At 45.3% G+C, this 21,819-nt stretch carries 18 protein-coding genes; 11 read left to right on the top strand and 7 right to left on the bottom strand.

Annotated elements, in window-relative coordinates:
* Nucleotides 1–103: 103 nt before the first annotated feature.
* Nucleotides 104–454, bottom strand: a complete 351-nt coding sequence (locus QUA80_RS10450; RefSeq protein WP_333423861.1) for a four helix bundle protein — start codon at nucleotides 452–454, stop codon at nucleotides 104–106.
* 118 nt (nucleotides 455–572) lie between these two features.
* On the opposite strand from QUA80_RS10450, the gene hypE reads away from it, so the two are divergent.
* From hypE to QUA80_RS10420, 6 genes are all read left to right on the top strand, one after another.
* Nucleotides 573–1,631, top strand: coding sequence for a hydrogenase expression/formation protein HypE (gene hypE, locus QUA80_RS10445; protein WP_333423859.1), 1,059 nt, complete (start codon nucleotides 573–575; stop codon nucleotides 1,629–1,631).
* Nucleotides 1,625–2,278: a radical SAM protein gene (locus QUA80_RS10440; protein ID WP_333423857.1), complete on the top strand. Its 654-nt coding sequence runs from the start codon at nucleotides 1,625–1,627 to the stop codon at nucleotides 2,276–2,278. Before hypE ends, QUA80_RS10440 begins: the two co-directional genes overlap by 7 nt.
* Nucleotides 2,279–2,402: 124 nt before the next feature.
* Nucleotides 2,403–5,033, top strand: a complete 2,631-nt coding sequence (gene adhE, locus QUA80_RS10435; RefSeq protein ID WP_333423855.1) for a bifunctional acetaldehyde-CoA/alcohol dehydrogenase — start codon at nucleotides 2,403–2,405, stop codon at nucleotides 5,031–5,033.
* A 227-nt stretch (nucleotides 5,034–5,260) separates the two neighbouring features.
* Nucleotides 5,261–5,554, top strand: coding sequence for an ATP-dependent Clp protease adapter ClpS (gene clpS / locus QUA80_RS10430; protein ID WP_332982802.1), 294 nt, complete (start codon nucleotides 5,261–5,263; stop codon nucleotides 5,552–5,554).
* A gap of 136 nt (nucleotides 5,555–5,690) precedes the next feature.
* Entirely contained in the window at nucleotides 5,691–5,972 is a 282-nt protein-coding gene (locus tag QUA80_RS10425; RefSeq protein ID WP_333423854.1) for a hypothetical protein, read from the top strand.
* A 216-nt stretch (nucleotides 5,973–6,188) separates the two neighbouring features.
* Nucleotides 6,189–7,094, top strand: coding sequence for a hypothetical protein (locus tag QUA80_RS10420; RefSeq protein WP_333423852.1), 906 nt, complete (start codon nucleotides 6,189–6,191; stop codon nucleotides 7,092–7,094).
* A 7-nt stretch (nucleotides 7,095–7,101) separates the two neighbouring features.
* Here QUA80_RS10420 and QUA80_RS10415 read toward each other — a convergent pair whose 3' ends face one another.
* The 4 genes from QUA80_RS10415 to QUA80_RS10400 form a co-directional block, all read right to left on the bottom strand.
* Nucleotides 7,102–7,602, bottom strand: a complete 501-nt coding sequence (locus QUA80_RS10415) for a plastocyanin/azurin family copper-binding protein (protein WP_333423851.1) — start codon at nucleotides 7,600–7,602, stop codon at nucleotides 7,102–7,104.
* An 82-nt stretch (nucleotides 7,603–7,684) separates the two neighbouring features.
* Nucleotides 7,685–8,803, bottom strand: coding sequence for a tocopherol cyclase family protein (locus QUA80_RS10410; RefSeq protein ID WP_333423849.1), 1,119 nt, complete (start codon nucleotides 8,801–8,803; stop codon nucleotides 7,685–7,687).
* A gap of 599 nt (nucleotides 8,804–9,402) precedes the next feature.
* A complete protein-coding gene (locus tag QUA80_RS10405; RefSeq protein ID WP_333423847.1) occupies nucleotides 9,403–10,179 on the bottom strand; it encodes a hypothetical protein in 777 nt (258 codons plus the stop codon).
* Between the two features lie 106 nt (nucleotides 10,180–10,285).
* Entirely contained in the window at nucleotides 10,286–11,041 is a 756-nt protein-coding gene (locus QUA80_RS10400) for a class I SAM-dependent methyltransferase (protein WP_333423845.1), read from the bottom strand.
* A 524-nt stretch (nucleotides 11,042–11,565) separates the two neighbouring features.
* On the opposite strand from QUA80_RS10400, the gene QUA80_RS10395 reads away from it, so the two are divergent.
* From QUA80_RS10395 to QUA80_RS10375, 5 genes are all read left to right on the top strand, one after another.
* Nucleotides 11,566–15,888 carry an amino acid adenylation domain-containing protein gene (locus QUA80_RS10395; protein ID WP_333423843.1) on the top strand — a complete coding sequence of 1,441 codons (4,323 nt, stop codon included), beginning with the start codon at nucleotides 11,566–11,568 and terminating at the stop codon, nucleotides 15,886–15,888.
* Between the two features lie 27 nt (nucleotides 15,889–15,915).
* Nucleotides 15,916–17,223, top strand: a complete 1,308-nt coding sequence (locus tag QUA80_RS10390) for a phthiocerol/phthiodiolone dimycocerosyl transferase family protein (protein ID WP_333423841.1) — start codon at nucleotides 15,916–15,918, stop codon at nucleotides 17,221–17,223.
* A gap of 1 nt (nucleotide 17,224) precedes the next feature.
* On the top strand, nucleotides 17,225–18,007 hold the full coding sequence (locus tag QUA80_RS10385) for an SDR family oxidoreductase (RefSeq protein WP_333423839.1): 783 nt from the start codon (nucleotides 17,225–17,227) through the stop codon (nucleotides 18,005–18,007).
* 247 nt (nucleotides 18,008–18,254) lie between these two features.
* A complete protein-coding gene (locus tag QUA80_RS10380; RefSeq protein WP_333423837.1) occupies nucleotides 18,255–18,740 on the top strand; it encodes a multidrug efflux SMR transporter in 486 nt (161 codons plus the stop codon).
* 565 nt (nucleotides 18,741–19,305) lie between these two features.
* Nucleotides 19,306–19,887: an Npun_F5749 family FMN-dependent PPOX-type flavoprotein gene (locus tag QUA80_RS10375; protein ID WP_333423910.1), complete on the top strand. Its 582-nt coding sequence runs from the start codon at nucleotides 19,306–19,308 to the stop codon at nucleotides 19,885–19,887.
* A 181-nt stretch (nucleotides 19,888–20,068) separates the two neighbouring features.
* Here the strand turns inward: QUA80_RS10375 and cysE are convergent, their stop codons facing one another.
* Together cysE and QUA80_RS10365 are read right to left on the bottom strand one after the other, a co-directional pair.
* A complete protein-coding gene (gene cysE / locus QUA80_RS10370) occupies nucleotides 20,069–20,875 on the bottom strand; it encodes a serine O-acetyltransferase (RefSeq protein WP_333423835.1) in 807 nt (268 codons plus the stop codon).
* Nucleotides 20,859–21,179, bottom strand: a complete 321-nt coding sequence (locus tag QUA80_RS10365; protein ID WP_333423908.1) for a transposase — start codon at nucleotides 21,177–21,179, stop codon at nucleotides 20,859–20,861. Before QUA80_RS10365 ends, cysE begins: the two co-directional genes overlap by 17 nt.
* Nucleotides 21,180–21,819: the final 640 nt, after the last annotated feature.

Genomic DNA, 21,819 nt, shown 5'->3' with positions numbered 1-21,819 from the left:
AAGATAAGGTCTAGCAGTCGCCAAGGCGATTAGGACTCGCGATAAATGATAAAACCTTTACCAGCCAATCTTTTCCCTTGGAGCCTCCTGCCCTCTGTCTTTTTCACGTTTTAAGTTTATTGACAGTTGCCACCATGATTTTCTGCATTTCTTCTACTTCATTTATGAGAGGAGTGAATAACTTATTATCAGCTAACTTTACCCTTTGAGCGATTATTAACTGTGTATCTAGTTCTCTTAAAGAACCTAAAGATATATGAAGAAATTGAAGGTATTCATTTTTAGTACGTCTGCCATAACCTTCAGCAATATTGGAAGCAACAGAAACGGCGGAACGTCTGACTTGGCTGGTTAAACCATAAAGCTCTGATTTTGGAAAATGTTGCGTTAATTCGTAAGATTTAACCGCTAAATCGACACTTCTTTGCCAAATAAATTGTTCTCTGTAGCTCATAAGGTTGAAGGAAAAACTTTGAAGTATTTACATACTACCGCCTTCTTGTTACTTCTCCTTCCTTCTGCCCTCTGCCTCCTGCCCTCTGCCTTTTACCTCCTCCCAGAAGCTTATTTCAATGCCATTTCACTTTACCCTATCCTGTCCGATTCCTATTCAGCAGTACCCAACCATACTCCTCGCACACGGGGGCGGTGGGCGATTGATGCATCAGTTAATTGAGCAGATGTTTCTGCCGATTTTCGGCTCACCAAACGATGTTCAACATGATGCCGCTGTCTTGTCGCTCTCTAGTAATCGCATCGCCTTCACCACTGATTCCTATGTCGTGCGTCCTCTATTCTTTCCCGGTGGTGATATTGGTTCGCTAGCCGTTCATGGCACAGTCAACGATCTAGCAATGGCAGGCGCACGCCCACTCTATCTCAGCTTGGGCTTCATTCTAGAAGAAGGACTGCCGATGGAAACGCTATGGCGCGTTGTCCAATCTATCAAACAAGCTGCTGATTCCGCCAATGTCAAGATTGTGACTGGTGACACTAAAGTGGTCGATCGCGGAAAAGGAGACGGTATTTTTATCAACACCGCAGGTGTTGGCATTCTCGAACACAACCAGACAATTAATCCCACCTCAGTTCAACCTGGGGATATCATTCTTCTGAGTGGAGATATTGGCAGACATGGAATTGCCATTATGGCAATGCGTGAAGGATTGGAGTTTGAAACAACCATTGAAAGTGATTCAGCTCCTCTAGCAGATTTAGTGGGTGAACTTCTGAGTGCAAACATCGAAATTCACTGCTTACGGGATTTAACGCGAGGTGGGCTAGCCAGTGCACTGAATGAAATCGCATCAGCAGCAAATGTAGCGATAAACATTGACGAACAAAAAATTCCCGTGCGTGAGGATGTTCGCGGAGCCTGTGAACTCTTGGGACTCGACCCGCTATATATTGCAAATGAAGGACGATTCATCGCATTTGTCCCCTCTTCCGATGCAGAACGAGCACGGGGGATTATGGAAGCCGATCAGGAAAAGAGAGGAGACGCAAAAACAGCTTGTGCGATCGGTGAGGTGAGAGAGCAACCCGCTAAATCTGTCATTCTCAACAGCAAAATTGGAGTCGATCGCCTCCTGGAAATGTTGAGCGGTGAACAGCTTCCTAGAATTTGCTGATTCCAGTGAAGTTGAGAAGGCAAGCTCACTGTCGCAATTCCCACGATGGTAAAGAAGTAACCGTCGATTATTTAATCGATCAAATTACAAAATGTAAATCCTACCTGCGGAAAGGAGGCGTTACAGTCAGCGGCGGCGAACCGTTGATGCAGCCGGATTTTGTCAGAGAAATCTTTATCCGCTGTCATCAAATGGGTTTGCATACAGCTCTAGACACATCAGGATTCTGTGTTTTAGAAGTTGCTAAACCGGTGCTGGAAATGACCGATCTGGTTTTATTGGACATCAAATCCTACATTCCCGATCTGTATTACAAAGTCACCAACGTTTCCATCGAGCCTACTTTAGCAATGGCCAAATACCTCAGCGAAATTGGCAAACCGACGTGGCTTCGATTCGTTCTAGTTCCTCACCTCACCGATCACATCGAAAACGTAGAAAAATTAGCGGATTTTATTGCCCCTCTGAACAATGTGGAAAAAGTAGAAGTATTACCATTTCCTAAAATGGGAGAATACAAATGGGAACAATTAAAACTGGATTACGAACTCAAGGATACACATCCAGCTTCACCGGAACTCGTGCAACAAACTGTTGATATTTTTCGCAGTCGCGGGGTAAATGCGATCGGAGCTAGCGGTATATAATAATTAAAAGACCGCGTACACAAGTCACCCACCATCTTGAAATTATCTGCGTCGATTTGCTGGTTCCATACCAATCAAAGATTGAGGCAATAATTTTTCCGAAATAAACATCAGGCAAAATAACATGAAAGTTACCAATTTAGATGAATTAGAAGCCCTAATTCAAAAAGTAAAAGCAGCCCAAGCTGAGTTTGCCACCTACACTCAAGAACAAGTCGATCGCATATTCAAGCAAGCAGCTTTAGCCGCTAATGCCGCCCGCATTCCCTTAGCCAAAGCAGCAGTCAAAGAATCGGGAATGGGAGTCATCGAAGATAAAGCAATCAAAAATCATTTTGCCTCGGAAATGATTTACAACAAATACAAAAACGACAAGACTTGCGGTATCATCGAGTCCGATCGGCATTTTGGCTACGAACGCATTGCCGAACCCGTGGGAGTGCTGGCGGGAATCGTGCCTGTAACTAACCCGACTTCCACCACCATCTTTAAATCTTTAATCGTGCTCAAGACGAGAAATGGCATTATATTTTCGCCCCATCCCCGCGCCAAATCCTGCACGGCTGCGGCGGCAAAAATCATCCTCGATGCTGCTGTAGCAGCAGGAGCACCACCGGATATTATTGGGTGGATTGACGAGCCAACTGTGCCACTTTCCCAAGCTTTGATGCAGCACCACGATATCAAACTAATTTTGGCAACTGGCGGGCCGGGAATGGTAAAAGCTGCCTACTCTTCAGGGCATCCGTCCCTCGGTGTCGGCGCAGGAAATACTCCCGCCATCATCGATGAAACCGCCCACATCCAAATGGCTGTCAGCTCAATTTTGCTCAGCAAAACTTTCGACAACGGCACGATTTGTGCTTCGGAACAATCGGTAGTTGTTGTGGATGAGGTGTACGATGCAGTGCAACTGGAATTTATCAAGCGCGGTGCTTATTTCCTCAATGCACAAGAACGGGAAAAAGTGCGTCAGGTAATCTTAATTGATGGTCGATTGAATGCTGAACTTGTCGGACAATCGGTGCAAAAAGTGGCGGAGATTGCGGGTTTTGTAGTGCCGTCAAACATCAGAGTTTTGATTGGAGAAGTGGATGGGGTAGGTAAAGAAGAACCCTTTGCTTGCGAAAAACTTTCGCCGATTCTCGCGATGTACCGCGCCAAAGATTTTACTGAAGCAGTAGACAAAGCTGAAGCGCTGATAATTTTTGGCGGACACGGACATACTTCTGTACTCTACACGGCTCCGCACAATCAGAACCACATTCGTTATTTTGAAAGCAAAGTAGAGACTTCGCGGGTGCTGATTAATACGCCTTCTTCTCAAGGTGCGATCGGCGATTTGTACAATTTCCGCCTCGATCCCTCCCTTACCCTCGGTTGCGGTAGCTGGGGCGATAATTCCATTTCTGTTAACGTGACACCCCATCACCTGCTCAATATCAAAACCTTAGCAGAACGCCGCGAGAATATGCTGTGGTTCCGCATTCCTCCCAAGATTTATTTTAAGTCGGGTTGTCTTCCTGTAGCTTTGAGGGATCTTGCAGGTAAGAAACGTGCTTTGATCGTGACGGATAAACCATTGTTTGAATTGGGATTGATTAAGGAAGTCACAGATAGTTTGGAAGAAATCGGCATCGATCACTACACATTTTACGATGTGGAACCAGATCCTTCGCTTGCTACTGTTCGCAAAGGTTTAGAAATCTGCAATAGTTTCCATCCAGATGTGATTATTGCTTTTGGTGGCGGCTCGCCGATGGATGCTGCTAAAGTAATGTGGCTGATGTACGAGCATCCAGAAATTGAGTTTGAAGGATTGGCGATGCGGTTTATGGATATTCGCAAGCGGGTATACGAACTGCCGCCTTTGGGATCGAAGGCAATTATGGTGGCAATTCCAACTACTTCGGGAACGGGTTCGGAAGTCACGCCTTTTGCGGTTGTTACGGATGAACGATCGGGGATTAAGTATCCGCTGGCTGATTATGCTCTAACTCCGAATATGGCGATCGTCGATCCAGAACTTACGCTGAATATGCCCCGGAAACTGACTGCTTACGGCGGCATTGATGCGCTAACCCACGCTTTAGAAGCTTATGTTTCTGTGTTGGCTTCGGAGTATACAAATGGTTTGGCTTTAGAAGCGATTCGTTTGCTGTTTAAATACTTGCCCAGCGCTTACAAAAATGGTGCTAGCGATCCGAAAGCGCGGGAGAAAGTACATTATGCTGCTACGATCGCCGGGATGGCATTTGCCAACGCTTTTCTGGGGGTTTGTCACTCAATTGCTCACCAATTAGGTGCAACTTGCCACGTCCCTCACGGTTTAGCGAATGCGCTGATGATTTCCCATGTAATTCGCTACAATGCAACGGATGTTCCTTTCAAACAAGCGATTTTTTCTCAAAACAAGTATCCTAACAGCAAGTGGCGTTATGCTCGAATTGCGGACTATCTGAATTTGGGCGGCGATACAGAAGAGGAGAAAGTAGAGAAGTTGATCGCAGCGGTGGAAGATCTGAAACGTCAGGTAGATATTCCTACCACGATTCAGGAGGCGATCGCCTGTCAGGGAATGAGCGATGATTTCTTTTTTGCTCGGGTTGAGGAAATGGCCGATCGCGCTTTTGACGATCAGTGTACCGGAGCGAACCCCCGCTATCCGCTGATTGAAGATTTAAAGCAACTTCTGCTGCAAGCGTACTCTCACGGCGACACTTCTGAGGTCGATCGAGTGTTAACTGTAGTTTAATCCGCGCCGTGCAAGAGATTTCTCCTCAAAAGCCTGTCAATGGGGGGCAGGATGTCTAACCCCTACTCCCCAAAGTTTCTGGAGAAATCTAACGCAGGTTCCGGTGGTGAAAATAAACCCCGAAGCGGATAGAAATACCAAGTAGGGGTTGAAAAATTGTGAAATTGTGTTATTATGTCGGAGGTAACTATTTAACGAATTTTGTAGTTTCAGTGGCTGTTCGCGCGATGACCTCTTCACCAACCATAGCACCCGTTCGATCGAGTCAAGTTACCCGCAAACCTTATCCCAACTATCGGGTAATAGTCCTCAACGATGATTTCAACACGTTTCAGCACGTTGTGGAATGTTTGACAAAATACATTCCAGGGATGACGAGCGATCGAGCTTGGAAACTCGCCAACCAAATCCACAACGAAGGCCAGGCAACCGTCTGGGTTGGCCCGCAAGAGCAAGCAGAACTCTATCACATGCAATTGAGCCGTGCTGGACTGACGATGGCTCCGCTAGAGTCTACATAAAAATTTGTACGGTTGAAGACTTGTTTAAGTTTGGTTAATTCAATTTGAAATCTGCCAAAAAGGCAACATAACTCGGTTCTCCTGAGCTAGATTATATGTAAACCCGGATAATCTTTTACTCAATTAGGAGAATTTTATGAATCATCCTTTTGACTTAGATCCTGCTGAACTCGAAGCAATGGATTTAGATTTTGGAGAGCCGCTAACTGATGAAGAGGCCGCCCACATCCGAGGTGGAATTCGCTACACGACTCTGGCTCTAGGTGAAGAAGGCGGGGGTGGTCCGATACAGTGTATCTCAGCTCCCTGTCCGGGAAGTGAAGGAGGAGGAGAAGGATTTCCTCGCCCGCCTTTGTTCGACCCTCCGATGACAACTATGGCTGTCGGTGAAGAGGGTGGAGGCCCTATTCCTTCGTAATCTCATTCGTGGCGACAATTGTAGAAGAGATTCTGCCTAATTCCTGAAGTCTTGAAATTGTTTCTGTAATGAGACTGTCAAAGATTCAGGCTCATTCGACAGTTTTTTTAATAAATAAAAAGTTGCAACACACTCAAAACAAGTGATGCGACTTTTCATTTATTTACTTGCATTTTAGCAGATTTTTAAAGCAGATTTTTAATTTTAAAATTTCCCATGAACATTTTAATTCTGGGTAATGGTTCAGATGCTCATGCTGCTCATATAAAAGATGCTCTCACCCAAGCCGGTGCAGAAGTAGATTATTTAAATACCTATCTGTTTCCCAGACAATTACGTCTGTCTTGGCAACCTGATACCCTGTTAGGGTGCTTGACGCTACCCGGAGGTCGCCAGTTGAATTTTCAAGATATTCACAGTGTATTTTGGCGCAATTTTTCCGGTGTTTATGTTCCACCTTTAAAAGATGCAAATCAACAGCAAGTTGCATTTAATGATTCAATGAGTACAGTGCGATCGCTCGTGCAAGCTTGTCCGGCTCGCTGGATAAATTCCTGGCAGGCCTACCAATTTCATAAAGAAAAACCCCTACAACTGAGTCTGGCAAAGCAAATAGGAGTTACCATTCCTGCAACTTTAATCAGCAACAATCCAGAGCAAGTTAGAGAATTTGTCAAAGCTCATCAAAAAGTAATTTTTAAGCCTGTTTGTGGTGGCGCTCATACCAAGTTCGTGACAGAGGCGCATTTAGAACCTCATAGGCTGGACTTGGCTTTGAGTATTTCTCCAGTAACAATACAAGAGTATATTCCTGGCACAAACATTCGCAGTTATGTGATTGGTGAATCAGTCTATTCTGCGGAAATTCGCAGTCAAGCTTTGGATTTTCGGGAAGATTTAGAGGCAGAGATAATTCCGATATATTTGCCAGAATCAGTTAAAAAACAATGTTTGGCAATATTAAAGGCATTTATGCTAGATTGGACTGCTATTGATTGGCGTCTCAAGCCAACGGGTGAGTATGTATTTTTAGAGGCAAATCCTAGTCCGATGTTCATACACTTTGAGCGTCAAACTAATTTTCCTATTACACAAAAATTAGTCAATCTGTTAATGTATTAACTGGGATTTAAGAGGCGATCGTAATTTTCCCAATCATCCCCGCCTCTGTATGTCCGGCTACCGTACACCGCAGGTTGTAACTTCCCGATTTCATCGGCACAAACACCCATTCTGCCATAGCGCCCGGTTTAAGTTCCAATTCGTGAATCGCTCCTTTAATTTCCACATTGCCAGCTTCAACTTTTTGAGTCCAACTCGCATCAGCAAAGTTTTTGGCAGTGAAATAATGTTTCTGCGAACTGGGATTTTTCAGCACTAATTTATAGCGCTTTCCCGATTCAAATTCTAGCTGATTGGGAAAAAATTTGAGTTCCCCAGCTTCGTTACCTAAACTAACAGTAATTTCGGTGACTGGTTGGCGAGACAAATCACCTGCGGCACTAGCAATAGCCGCAGGCATCAAGATTGTCCCCAAACACAAAATTAGTCCCAAAATCACCTTGAGAGCTTGTTGTAACCGCTGGCTGCGGTAGAATTTGCTTAATTGTAAACCGAGTAAATTGCTCATGGTTGTTCAGACTACTGTTAACTGTTAACTATTAACTGACTGCTGACTGCTGACTAATGACTAATGACTAATGACTAATGACTTAATTCGATCGCCAAACTTCATCCCAAGGCCCGCCCCCAACCTCCACACCCGACAAAGAACTTTGAGCCTCTAAGATAATTCTAGAACGCTGCTTGCCATTTTTGTCAACATTTCCCCCCAACAACTCTCGCAGTTGCAAGCGCAATTTGCCGTGCGTCGTATCCCGGCAGCAAAAAGCCAGACCTTTTTCTGTAGGAGCTCGCAGATAAGTACCAGAACTGTTTGTAGTGGCAATTAACTCAACTTCAAATTGGCTGTTTCTAGCCTGCATTTTCCAGCTTCCCCAAGGCTCGATATTCCAGCTAACTTGCGAATTCCACGGCACAAATTCGTAAAATTTTCCTCGGTAATGCAGACAAATCATTGCTACCGACTCCATCCACCACAGCACGCCCCGCTTCCCGCCGCCAGCAGTTAAAGCTAAATCCTTTTCGCCTTGAAAACAATTGCAATTAACCCAAAACCACTTTTGCGGAAAAGCACCGCCCCAGTTTTTTTCGCTGTAAGCGGGAGCATCTTTAAATTCGTAGCGTTGGCCGTTCCAATCAATCCAGCCAGTGGCTAAACCGTGAGCCATTAAAATTTGCCAGCCCGGTTCAAATACGGGCATAAAAGATAGCATTCCCGCCGTTGACTTCTGGATTTCTTCAGAGTTTCCCCAGCCGTAAATAGGTTGAATTTCGTACTGCCAAAAACAGCGACTGCCGCTTCCAGGATCGTGCAGATAACCTTGATTCAAAGTAGCAGTAGCTTGATAGCCTTCTTCGACGCGACTGTCGAATATTTGCGGCTCTAAATATTGCGGTTTAATTTGTAAATCTGTTCTGCCCCAATGTCCCAAACCCAAGCTTTCTCGGTGCGCCCAAAACTTATTTACATCGGGGAAGGTGCGGCACAAATAGCTATCTTTCGGACCGAGAATTTGTGCTGCACCGCCGCTGTAAGGTTGACCGCCTCTGGGGTCTTCGATGGAATACATGAATGCAAAGGATTGTCCGTGAATCGGTAATGTTATTCGATAGTACCAACCTTCAAAAAAGCGCCTGGAACTGCCGTCCCAGTGGTAGCCGCTGTGGGGAGTTTCAATAGTTTTGAGTTTTGAAATTGAATTTGACATAAAATTACCAATAGCAAGATTTTAAGAGTTGTTAATTGTGAGTTTAGGGAGAGAATCAGGAGGCAGAAGTAAATGTAAAAATCCACTAATTACCCATTACCAATTACTCGCTACCCATCTGTCATGGGTTGACTACTGCGTAAAGTTTTTTTTTAAAGGTTAACTAATTTTATGGGATTTTAGATGCTGACACAAATTGACTCTTGCCTGCGCTGAGTGGACTCCCCCACGATCGCCCGCCGGTGATTCAACCGCGAGCAAAATCGGTACTATTGGCCCTTTGTCGGCGGGCTAATTGTTTTTGAGCGATCGCCCCTCACCCCAAGATGACTGTCGCCTCAGTCTTTCAAGCTGCGTGTCATCAACTCACTCGGGTTTGAGCTTCCTGTCGCGCCCGATTGCCTGTAACTCACCCCGATCAATTGCCGTGCGATCGAACGCAAGAACCTTTCAACCCCCCAAATTTTACTTTACCTCATACACCTCCAATCTGCTGTATGTTCCATTAAAAAGAAACTGACGATCGGACAACAGACCGGACGATGGCATCGCCGTCATAACAAATTTGGCAAACAGAAGTGAGCTCTTCCAATGAGTAGTTAGGTTTTCAAAATAGTGCTTGCTACAATACTCATACGCTTTTCTTCAGCTATTACTCCGTGAGCAAGAGGCTTAACCTGAGCAAGGACATCAACATTTTTGAAATATTCCTGAAACTGAAAGCCTGTGTAGACGAGTATTTCCCCAATGTCAAGCGTTACCGTTTGAGGTTCAGTAGCGCCTTCAGGCTGGATCGTTAAATTTGATGTAGGCCCTATAATGCTTTGGATAAAGCTCTTGTCCCGATGCAACTCTAGTATCACTTGTTCCCGATAATAAGCCGGTTTGATTTGGAGAATACACGAAAGATGTGAATTGGGCTCTAAGTAACGTCTCAATTCTTCAAGCAGAGGAGAATTTATGTGACGGTTAACAAACTGTGCAATATCATATCCTTGGTGATGAGGCAATTTTTCAACTTCAGGTAGGCTTTCTAAGTTCACATTATTCTCAGGTACAAAGAATCCATCTCTGTCACCTGAATAAAATTTTTTAGAATTGTAGTATTCAAGGGGAAACTTTTTAGCCTCATAGATATCATCATATACTGTTTGAGGCCAGTAACCTGCAAGATATCCTGAACTCCGAAAAACATAATCGCCAGACTTAAACAAGTCTCTTTCCCGATCTGGTCTTTCAAAAAATCTTCGCATTCCCTCACGAAATAAGACGATATTTTGATGCAATATCTCTAAATCACTTGGCTTGACGACTGATTTAAAGTAATCTTGTCTTAAAATTAAGTAGCTTTGCTCGATAAACTGTTGAAAGTTCATGCTAATTCCCTCCCGATCCGGTATATAGTGTGGTGTTTTTAAGGGGAAAACTAAATATTGGCAGCCAATAATCCTGATTTTGCGATTTCAGTTCCCCTCTCTTCAGTTAGCTTTGATGTATGTTGGCTCGCTTTGTGCCGATCGTGGCTTTATAGTATAGGGGGCGTCCGTCCATGTGAAATCGATGCTGATAGTCATGCTTCTGGGCAATCTCAAAAATGTCCGTTTCGGCTACCCAAGGGTTCCGTGCCACAAAAGAAGCCTCGCCTTTCTCCTCCCAGCCTTCTTTCTGCACGTTGAAGGCAATCGAGCCATTGGGTGCTATCAGGTTAAATGCGGTAGCCAAGGCTAAGGGAGGAATGTGATTAGACGTGAGTGCAGAAGCACAAACCATACAATTAAACCCTCGGCTGCTTAGGGCGTTCCGTGCCGCGGAGCTTAAATTGGTCAGATCTTCAACGTAGTAATTCTCGTAAACTCCTGGACATTCGCGTTTTGCTGCTCGGGCAGCTTCTGGAAGAATGTCAATTCCAGTGATTGATTTCACCCCCAAATCTGCTAGAGCTTTGCCTACCATTCCACTTCCAGCCCCAATTTCTAGCACTACTAAATCCTTAACATCGCCGCCAGCTTGGGTGACTTTATCTATCAGTAAAGAAGACAGTATCATATGGGATTTAGCCTGCAACTTTTCCATTAAATATTCGTACAGATGTGGAATCCGATAAATTTGAGCGTAGTCGTGCAATCTCAGCTTGCCTTCATTTCCATTTTGGCTTAACCAAAAGAATTCTTCCTGGATGGGTAAGTTCCGAACAATTTCGGTTTCTGGTAGTTGAATCTCAAAATCCACTTTCTGCATATGTGTGTCGAATGTTACTGTTGATTGAGTTAGAAATTATTAGCCGATGAAAGATCGGGGTGAAATGATATCATGTCCGGTAACACGACCGTAATCAAATATCTGTAGATACTTTACACCTAAGGTCTCTGCATTATAGGTATTATGGGTAAGCTCTCGGACATGATATTGAGTCAAGAAAAATTTTTGAAAAGTCCTGTGCCTGCGGTAACGGGCCGTGCCTCTGGAATAGGCAGGGCTATGGCTCTCGCTTTTGCTGAAGCTGCGGCTGATGTAGCGCTATCGCACTGCTAGCACAAATCCATACAAAGACGAAATTGAAGCACTGGGAGTTAGGACACTTCCGATGAACCTTGATGTCACATCAACCGACTTAGTCAAAGCTGGGTACTGGTACTGGGTGAAATGGCACTAAGAAAAGTGTAAATCCTTGGTGTTCCTGGCTTTGGAGTGTGAGGTTGCAGGTTCGAGTGTGGGGAATTAAGAATTTGAACTTAACGAACAAGAAACTTTTCGTGAAATTTATGAATAGTTTTTGCATCCATCAACTGTTTGAGGCACAGGTAGAACGAACGCCAGAAGCCATAGCTGTGGTTTTTGAAGATGAGCAGCTAACTTACCGAGAGCTAAATCAGCGATCGAATCAACTTGCACGCTACCTGCGAGGCTTGGGAGTGAGACCAGAGGTGCTGGTGGGCATTTGCTTGGAGCGATCGCTTAATCTAGTCGTTGGGCTCTTGGCAATCCTGAAAGCTGGTGGGGCTTACGTTCCATTAGATCCCACCTATCCGGTAAAACGTCTAGCCTTCACGGTAGAAGATGCCCAATTACCAATAATCTTGACTCAGGAAAAGTTGGCAGCGGGACTGCTAGATTTCGCCACACCGGCGTCGCCCCATCCTAACAGCAAAAAGCTAAAGCTGCTCTGCCTAGATAACACAGAAGAGGCGCGGTTTGAAAACAGTTTCGAGAATCCAGACAGCGGGGTAATAGATGAAAATTTAGGCTACGTCATTTACACGTCAGGCTCTACGGGCAAGCCTAAAGGAGTTGAAATAACCCACAAATCTGTGGTCAACTTCTTAAATTCCATGCGCCTTTCTCCGGGACTGACCCAACAAGATACCCTCGTTGCTGTCACCACCATATCCTTTGATATCGCAGTGTTGGAAATTTACTTGCCCTTGATAACGGGCGCACGTCTAGTATTAGCAAGTCATGAAGTTGCTACAGACGCAGCACAACTGATAAAACTGCTGAGAAAATCTGATGCTAACGTTATGCAAGCCACTCCAGCAACGTGGCGAATGTTGCTAGAAGCTGGGTGGGGTGGCAACAAAAAATTGAAAATTCTCTGCGGTGGAGAAAGCTTATCGCCAGAGCTAGCCAATCAGTTGCTAGAAAAAAGTCATAGCCTGTGGAACCTCTACGGCCCCACAGAGGCTACCGTATGGTCAGCTATCCACCAAGTGCAATCAGGAGATAGCCCAGTTCCCATCGGATATCCCATTGCCAACACCCAAATTTATCTGCTCCAAGAATCAGGTCAGCTAGCTCCTACCGGCATCCCAGGTGAATTGCATATCGGTGGAGTTGGTGTTGCACGAGGCTACCTCAACCGCAGCAAACTGACCGACGAGAAGTTTATTCCCAACCCATTTACCCAAGAACCAGATTCGCGCCTGTACAAAACTGGGGACTTGGCTCGCTATTTACCAGATGGCACTATTGAATTCCTCGGTCGCATCGACAACCAAGTGAAAATTCGCGGCTTCCGCATCGAACTTGGAGAAATTGAAGCCTTACTTAATCAACACCCTGCCGTGAAGCAAGCTGTGGTCATTGCTAGGGAAGACGCAGCCAAGGACAAACGCTTGGTGGCTTATGTTCGGCTCCACCCATCCCCACCCGAAGAAGTACAAGAGTTAGAAACAAACAGCCCGGACGAGCAAACAGAGCAATGGCAGAAAATCTGGGATGAAACCTACAGCAAGACAGATGCAGATGGGGATGGAACATTCCATATCGGGGGCTGGAACGATAGCTATACAGGTTTGCCGCTGGCGGAAATCCAGGTGCGGGAATGGGTCGAGCTGACTGTGGAGCGCATTCTCTCCTTGCTACCCAAGCGTTTGCTGGAAATAGGTTGTGGTACGGGTCTGCTGCTGTTTCGCATCGCTCCCTACTGTCAGCATTACTGTGGCACGGATATTTCTGCTGAGGCAATTCGTTACATTGAGCAGCAGGTTAGTAGTAGCGCTTTAGCGCAATCAGTGATACTGAAACAAAGCGCCGCAGACGGGTTGGAGGGCATAGATACTGAAGCCTTTGACACCGTGGTGATTAATTCGGTAATCCAGTATTTTCCAAGTATTGAATATTTGGTGAAGGTATTAGAAAAAGTCGTAAAATTATTACAGTCAGAAGGCTGCATTTTTATTGGGGACGTGCTCAGCTTCCCGTTACTAGAAGCTTTCCATACCTCCGTTCAGCTACATCAGGCTCCTGCCTCTCTATCTGCAGTCGCGCTACATGAACGCATCCAGCAACGCATCGCCGAAGAAAAGAAACTGACTATCAACCCAGCTTTTTTCATAGCACTCCAGCAGCATCTACCCCAGATTAGTCGTGTGGAAATTCAGCTCAAGCGGGGGCGCTATCAAAATGAGCTGACTCGATATCGTTATGATGTGGTTCTCTATGTGGGTAAAAAGACCTCTGTCGCGATCGCCGAGCCGTTAGAGTTAGATTGGCAACACGATAATTTAACATTGGCTACTGTCCGAGAGCGAGTCAGAGAAACCAATCCAGAGAGGTTGAGAATTACGCGGATTCCCAACGCACGGATTTGGGCAGATGTTCAGGCGATAAAATTGCTAACTAGCACTCATCCTCCCCAGACAGCAGGTGAGTTGCGATCGCAAATCCAGGTAGCAGGAATAGAACCAGAAGATTGGCGGTCTTTGCAGTCCGAACTCCCTTATACGATCTGCACTACTTGGTCTGGAGACGGTGCCAACGGCTGCTATGACGTGGTGTTTGTGCGGCAAGGAATAGAAACAACGGTAGACGAGTTAGTTCCTGCCATCTCTACACAACCAGAGTTCCAACCTTGGAGTGCCTATGCCAATAACCCGATGCAGAGCAAGGAAGCGCTGGTGCCAAAGCTGCGGAACTTCCTCAAACAGAAGCTGCCGGATTACATGATACCCTCCGCTTTTGTCTTTTTGGAGGCTCTACCCCTAACTCCTAATGGTAAGGTGGACAGGCGATCGCTCCCAGCACCCACCCACGACAGACCGATTTTGGAGCAAGAGTTTGCCGCACCCAATAGCCCAGTCGAGAAGCAGTTGGCTGATATCTGGGTTAAAGTGCTAAACGTCCATCCAGTCGGTGTTCGGGACAACTTCTTTGAGTTGGGAGGACATTCCCTACTGATAATGCAGTTGCTCTCCCAAGTGAAAGATGCTTTTGGAGTCAATTTACCCCTGCATTCCCTGTTTGAGAACCCTACGGTTATCGGTATGGTGCAAGCCATAGGCGAATATACGTCGCAGTTCCCTATCGAATCCTTCCATCACTCAGGCGTAGCAACTCCTCTAGAAGGGATAACGGTCAAAGATTTGCAACGGGAAGCGGTTCTAGATCCCAGCATCCGCCCTGTAGCCAACACAGGTGCGGCTGTAACTGAGCCAAATGCTATTTTCTTAACGGGAGCAACTGGTTTTTTGGGAGCATTTTTACTTGAAGAACTTCTTGGACAAACCAAGAATAAAGTTTATTGCCTGGTTCGGAACTGCAAAACTGAAGCACAAGCCAAGCAAAAAATCCAAAAAAACCTGCACCGCTATCTACTGGGACATTTATTGGAAAATGAGAAACTCAACTCCCGGATTATTCCCGTACTTGGCAATTTATCCCTGCCGCTTTTAGGACTAGACGAGCAACAGTTTTACCAGCTTGCCAGCGAAATTGATATTATTTATCACGCTGGCGCTGATGTAAATATACTTTATCCCTACACTGCCGTGCGATCGACTAACGTGCAGGGGACTCAGGAAATTTTGAGATTAGCCAGTCTTGGCAAACTCAAACCCGTACATTACATTTCATCCCTTGGTGTGTTTGAATCTACTGGCTATTCGGAGGAGAAAAAGCGCATCCAAGAAGCAGATAACCTCGATGATTGTGAAGTGGTCTACGGTGGATACTGTCAAAGTAAATGGGTGGCAGAAAAAATGCTGCAAACTGCGCGATCGCGAGGAATTCCAGTTAGTATATACCGCCCCGGAATGATTAGCTGCCACAGCCAAACGGGTGCTTCTAATACTGAGGATATTCTGTCCTGCCTGATCGAGCAGTTTATCCAGCAAGGCACTGCACCTGACTTAGATATAACGATAGATATGACACCTGTAGACTATGTGAGCAAAGCCATTGTCTATTTATCAAAGCAGAAAGAATCTCAGGGGCAGGTCTTTCATTTAGTTAATCCTCAGTCTTTACACTTGAGCCAACTCATCAAAGAAATTATTACTCTTGGCTATTCCATCAAACAACTAGAATATGTCCAGTGGCAATCCAATTTGAGAAATCTCGCTATGACTTCCCAAGAAACGGCGTTGGGTATTGTGTTGCCTCTTTTCAGTGAAAAAATTACTGGAACGCAGTTAAGCTATCTGGAACTCTGCTCCATCGGGTTACAGTTTGACTGCCAAAATACCCTGGGAAGACTGACAGATACTTCCATTGTTTGTCCGCCACCAGACAGCAAATTTATTCGCACTTTGTTTGCCTACTTTACTGGTAGCGGTTTTGTGAATACTCCGGTAACTGAAAAAGTGTAACTTCTGCATACTTTAGGACTTAAGTTTATGGTAAATAACAGAATACTTGCACCTCATCAGCATCTGCTCGAAATATTAAATCGACGAGCTAGTACCTGGAATATGACTGTGTTTAGCCGTATCAGAGGATTCCTAAGCGAAGAAACTCTAAGACAAGCTCTGGAAGTGGCGCAGTATCGTCACCCTTATCTGAATTGTCGGATTGTTGGGGATCTGGATCGCCTGCGTTTTGAAACGGAAGGAACGCAGAAAATTCCTCTGCGAGTTGTGGAGCGAATCCATGAAAAACACTGGCAAGAAATTGTATTATCAGAACTCAACGAAAAAATAGATTCTAGCAGGTATCTGATGCGAGCTGTGCTGGTTAGGGATGAAGGTGACAATGGTATTAGCCATCTGATTACAACCGTGCATCATGCGATCGCAGATGGATTGTCATTTCTGCAACTGCAATCTGAAATCTTGACATACTGCTGCCAAAAAAATTTTGGTGAACTCCTAAATCAGGTGGCACAATTGGCTGCACTTCCCCCACTAGAAGAACTCATGCCAAAGCCAGCAAAAGCCAGCCTGGAAAACCAGACTAAAATAGCAGAGATAGACCACTTAACGGTTGAGAAGTTGGTATCCATCAAGTCCCGTTGCAGTGGCTGGTTTTACAGACAACTGAACGAAGGCTTAATCCAAAAGCTCGAAAAAATGGCACGCCAGGAAAAAACAACAGTGAATGGAGCTTTATGTGCTGCCATGCTATTGGCAATAGCAAAAATAATTCGGCAGACAAAGAGAACAGATAGCCTACGCCTTAGCTGTGAATCCTCTATTAATTTGCGTCCCTATTTAGAACCTGCTGTTAGCAACGAACATCTGAGTTGGTTAATTTCGTTGGTGTATTCACGGCACGTTATAGAAACAAACACCGCATTCTGGGATTTAGCGAGAGAGGTCAGACAACAGATTAAAGAAGGTTTACCGCACAGCGTTCAATTTAACTTAGCGGAGTTTGATAGGGAGTTGGCGCAGAAGATTCTTGTCAGTCCCAATGAACTAGGGATAACGGTGGAGATCACCAATATGGGAAAACTGAATATCCCTACAGCTTACGGAGCACTAGAACTCGAAGAAATTAGCTTGATTTTTGGACAGGCTGGTTTTGCAGGAGTCCCAGCTCTTGCTGTCACAACGTTTCGCAAAAAAGCAATTTTGAATTTTCTCTTTTCCGAGCCTTCCATCAGTCGAGAAACAATGGAGATATTGGCAGACAGTGTAGTGTATTATTTGCATGAAGCTTGCGGTGAGGAGGTTCATACAGGTTTAAGGGAAATGGCAATATAACATGAACCAAGAAAAATTTTTGTTAGGTCGTGTGGCTGCGGTAACGGGAGGAGCCTCTGGTATGGGCAGGGCTATGGCTCTTGCTTTTGCTGAAGCTGGGGCTGATGTAGCGATAGGTTCCGGTACTGCTAACACAAGTCCGTGCAAAGCCGAAATTGAAGCACGGGGAGTTAGGGCACTGGCGATAAACCTTGATGTCACATCAACTGACTCGGTGCAGGCTTTTTACACTGCTGTGGTCAAAGCCTTTGGCAAAGTAGATATCCTGGCCAATTCGGCCGCAATCGGTGCCGAGCAGGCAATGTGCGGTCATTCTGACGAACTCTGGCATCAAGTCATCGATGTCAACCTCAACGGTGTCTATCGTACTATAAAGCTTTGTCTGCCAGGAATGATCGATCGCAAGTGGGGTCGCATTATTAACATTGCCTCCACTGCTGCCTCAGTGGGTTCTCCCACCAATGCCGCCTACTGCGCTTCTAAGGCCGCAGTAGTGGGACTAACTCGATGTGTGGCTTTGGAAGCAGCACCTCACGGTGTCACCTGCAACTCTATTAGTCCTGGCTGGGTAGAAACTGATTTCGGCAAAAACTGGATGAGGGAACTTGCTGAAACCGAAGGCAAAGGTTTAGCTGAATACATGGAGGAAATCAAGCAGACAAATCCGCAGAAAAGAATGATACAGCCGGAAGAAATCGGAGAACTGGCTGTTTTCTTGTGCCGCGATGAAGCCTTGGGAATTACGATGCAGGATATCACTGTATCGGCTGGTTCGCTTTGGTAAGCCTTAAACTTGGTTCTCCTTTAACAATGGGGGAAACTCAGCTTTCAGCTTTCTGGGGCGTAGGGCATGGGTCATCGAAAATGCTTGACGGGCAAAGATTTCTGGCGATTAATTAGTTTTCGCGATCGCCGTAAGTACCGGAGGAGCCGTTGCCACCTTGAATTTTACATCCTGAACTGCTATTTTTAAAGAATAGCAATTTCCAACAAAATAGCCTCTAACAACACATTACAAAAGCACTTACACAATGAGCGTTTGGATATATATATTGTTGGCAATCGTTCTAGAAGTGGTAGCCACGAGTTGTATGAAATTATCAGAAGGCTTTTCTAAAGTATTGCCTTCTGTTTTGATGTTTGTCTGCTATGGCCTCTGTTTTACTATACTGGCGTTTGCTCTCAAAAAAATTGAGTTGGGCGTCGTTTATGCAGTTTGGTCTGGTTTGGGAACAATCTCGATCGCGGCGATCGGCATTATTTGGTTCCACGAGTCGGCAAGTCCGCTAAAAATAGGAGCTATTCTCCTGATAATAATTGGAGTAGTTATTCTGAAAGTGCATCACGAACCCGTAACGATTCAGGGAAAAGAGATGTTATTAGAAGAAAGCGCCCTGAATGTTTATTTTGAAACTACAGAGCCTGTCAAAACACAAGAAATGCTTCCGACTGTTGAAGACGCTGCCCTCTTAATGTCGCAAATGCCAATAAAATCGCCTGAGCTAGAAAATTTATAAAAGCTTTTTCTGGGGCGCTGCACTAGCTTAGCTAAGGTTGAACAATCCAAGTTAAGAGGATTGAGCTTCAATATGCTACAGCAGCGCCCCAGAAAACCCACTTTTTTTAGAGGAGTGGCTCCCTTAGAGGTAGTACGATCCATATTTGTGCTTGTCATCAAAAAAACTTCACTATTTATTATTCAGTTATTGAGCTTCAACGAGAAATAGATATAGTTGGTATGTTTGTGTAGGGTTATATTGCTGTAAACCACCAACCATACAATTAGTTACTTTTGTTAACAATCAAATACGATCGATCGCCCGCCGCTGATTCAACCGCGAGCGAAATCGGTACTATTGGCCCTTTGTCGGCGGGCTAATTGTTTTTGAGCGATCGCCCCTCAACCAAGATGACTGTCGCCTCAGTCTTTGAAGCTGCTTGTCACCAACTCACTCGGGTTTGAGCTTCCGGCCGCGCCCGATTGCCTGTAACTCACCGCGATCGATTGCCGTGCGATCGAACGCAAGAACCTCTCAACCCAAAATTTTACTGTACCTGATACACCTGCAATCTGCTGTAATTATGTCTTTAGCACTTTGGCGATCGCCCTTAGCTCGCGCCCTCCACCGCAACCGCAGTTTAGCTTTTGCCCGCTACTTGCAACTAGCAACTGTTCGCGCCACCGGCCGTCCGGCCAACCGCACTGTGGTATTTCGAGGCTTTTTAGGAGATACTAATCAGTTGAAATTTATTACAGATATTCGCAGTCAAAAGGCTGAGGAAATTAACCTCTATCCTTGGGGGGAAATTTGCTGGTATTTCCCCAAAACTCGCGAACAATTTCGGATTGCTGGACAACTGATTTTGGTAGGGGCAGATTATCCAGAGGCCCAGTTGTGCTTGTCGCGCCGCACAGCTTGGCAGGAGCTTTCAGAGGCGGCTAGATCTCAGTTTGCTTGGCCGCATCCGGGGGAAGACAAAGCGGAGGCTGGTGCTTTTGATTCTGCTTCCCCAAATGCGATCGAACCGCTGCCTAATTTTTGCTTGCTGTTGTTGGAACCGGAAACTGTCGATTTGTTGGAGTTGCGGGGGGAACCGCAAAATCGGTCGCTTTATCGGCGTGACGCGGAGGGAAATTGGTCTGTGCGATCGGTTAATCCTTGAAAAAGAAGTCAACCGATTTTAGATTTTAGATTTTAGATTTTAGATTGAAGAAAGCGACTCCACTGATAAATCTGGGTAGTCATTAGTCAGTGATTATTGGTTATTGGTTATTTGTTACCAATAACCTTCCAGGCCCAATTGCCAATTCCCTCTGGCCTATGCCCTATGCCGAATTCAAATTTTAGATGCCGCTGCCGTCGAAAAATTCTTGAATTGCTTTATCTTTTAACTTGCAGCTAGGGGTTGTACCTAGCTGTGTTTTTTCGGCTAAAGCTACATTGCTGGCTTGGTTTAAAGCTTCTGATACTGAGTGGAAATTGTGGGAATTGGGAACAGAATTTAAGGAGACAGATGCTTGAGGAAGCAAACTTTTTACTTGCTGTTCGAGGGACTCGATGCGATCGAGCAAAGAGCGAATTACCGCAGCTTCCGAATCCGGCAAACTGCCGTGTTCTAGGGGATTGACGCGCACTCCCGACCGATAGACGATGCGGCCGGGAATCCCTACAACCGTACAGTCAGATGGTACGTCGCGGAGCACGACGGAACCTGCGCCGATGCGAACGTTGTTGCCAATTAGCAGATTGCCGAGTACCTTGGCGCCGGCACCGACAACTACATTTTCGCCGACGGTAGGGTGACGCTTGCCGCTTTCCTTGCCTGTTCCGCCAAGGGTGACACCTTGGTAAATTAGGGCAAAATCGCCGATAATCGCTGTTTCGCCGATCACAACCCCCATACCGTGGTCGATGAAGACGCTTTTGCCGATCGTTGCCCCTGGATGAATTTCAATTCCGGTCAAAAAACGAGCAATGTGCGAAATCAAGCGGGGGATGAAGGGAAGTCCCAGCACGTAAAGCCAGTGTGCGAGGCGGTGCAGCACTAGGGCCTGAAGACCGGGGTAGCAAAACAAAACTTCCAGCCAGTTGCGAGCGGCAGGGTCGCGATCGAAAATTATACTGAAGTCAGCTCTAAGGGTCTTTAGCACTTTCAGAGTTACCAATTTTGGTTAAACACGCCACTTTCAATTTTACCGGATGGGGGGAGAGTAGGAGAGGGGGAGAGTTTCTGAGTGGGGAATTGGGCATGGGCAATGGGAACCATTGGTCTACTAGCACTAAATTCGCTCCATACATGTTGCATTTGTAATCGAGTTGACGCTTGAACTCGTAAGAGCCCCGATCGGATATCGCCCCCGCCAGCTTGCGATCGGGCATCATCCCCAAGACATTCAAGTCTTCAATCTTGATTAAATTGAAAGTCTTGGCTAAGTAAGTTGTTAACTCGTGCAGGAAATCTTTAGGAATACAAGCTATTTGCGCGTGAATTCGGCTGATTTTTTTTAATTTTTACGCTGATTTTTTGAACCTTTTGCCTGCTGCGACGCTTGACGTTGTAAAGTAGCAAGCTTGGTTTTCGCACTGGCTATCAACGGTTTTGGTGCATTAGACCTCCTGCGAAAGTCTGATATAATTGTAAAACAGATAAAAATTCAACAATCAAAAATGAATTACGAAAAAGTTAAAAATTCAGGTAGTAATAAATATGTAGTGATTAGATATTTATTGGCTCAAAATATAGTTGTAATGATGGATAAAATATTAAATAGCACCAATATGGTTTTCTAACTTTTTAGAAAATGAAAGAGTCTTTCTTACAAGACGAGAAAATAGAAAAACTCTTTATTACTCTAAGTTTCTCTTGATGTTGGCCATATCAATTCTATCGGTCATTTATTACTTAAAGCATAAAACTGTGCCTATTAATAGCTGAAATATGTTTGTTCTACAGCGGGCGTGCTATCGATGGCATACTGCTATTGTGCAACGCCGCAGTTTTCATTTCGGTAAGGTAGAGGCTGAAAATCTCAAAGGAACTTTTAACTCAAAACCTGGCATAAAAAAAGGGAATAGAGTTGGTAAAGCGGGCGGT

Source organism: Microcoleus sp. F4-D5, from assembly GCF_036704885.1.
In the GTDB taxonomy this organism is placed as follows: Bacteria; Cyanobacteriota; Cyanobacteriia; order Cyanobacteriales; family Microcoleaceae; genus Microcoleus.
This window is presented reverse-complemented; position numbering and strand designations above follow the sequence as displayed.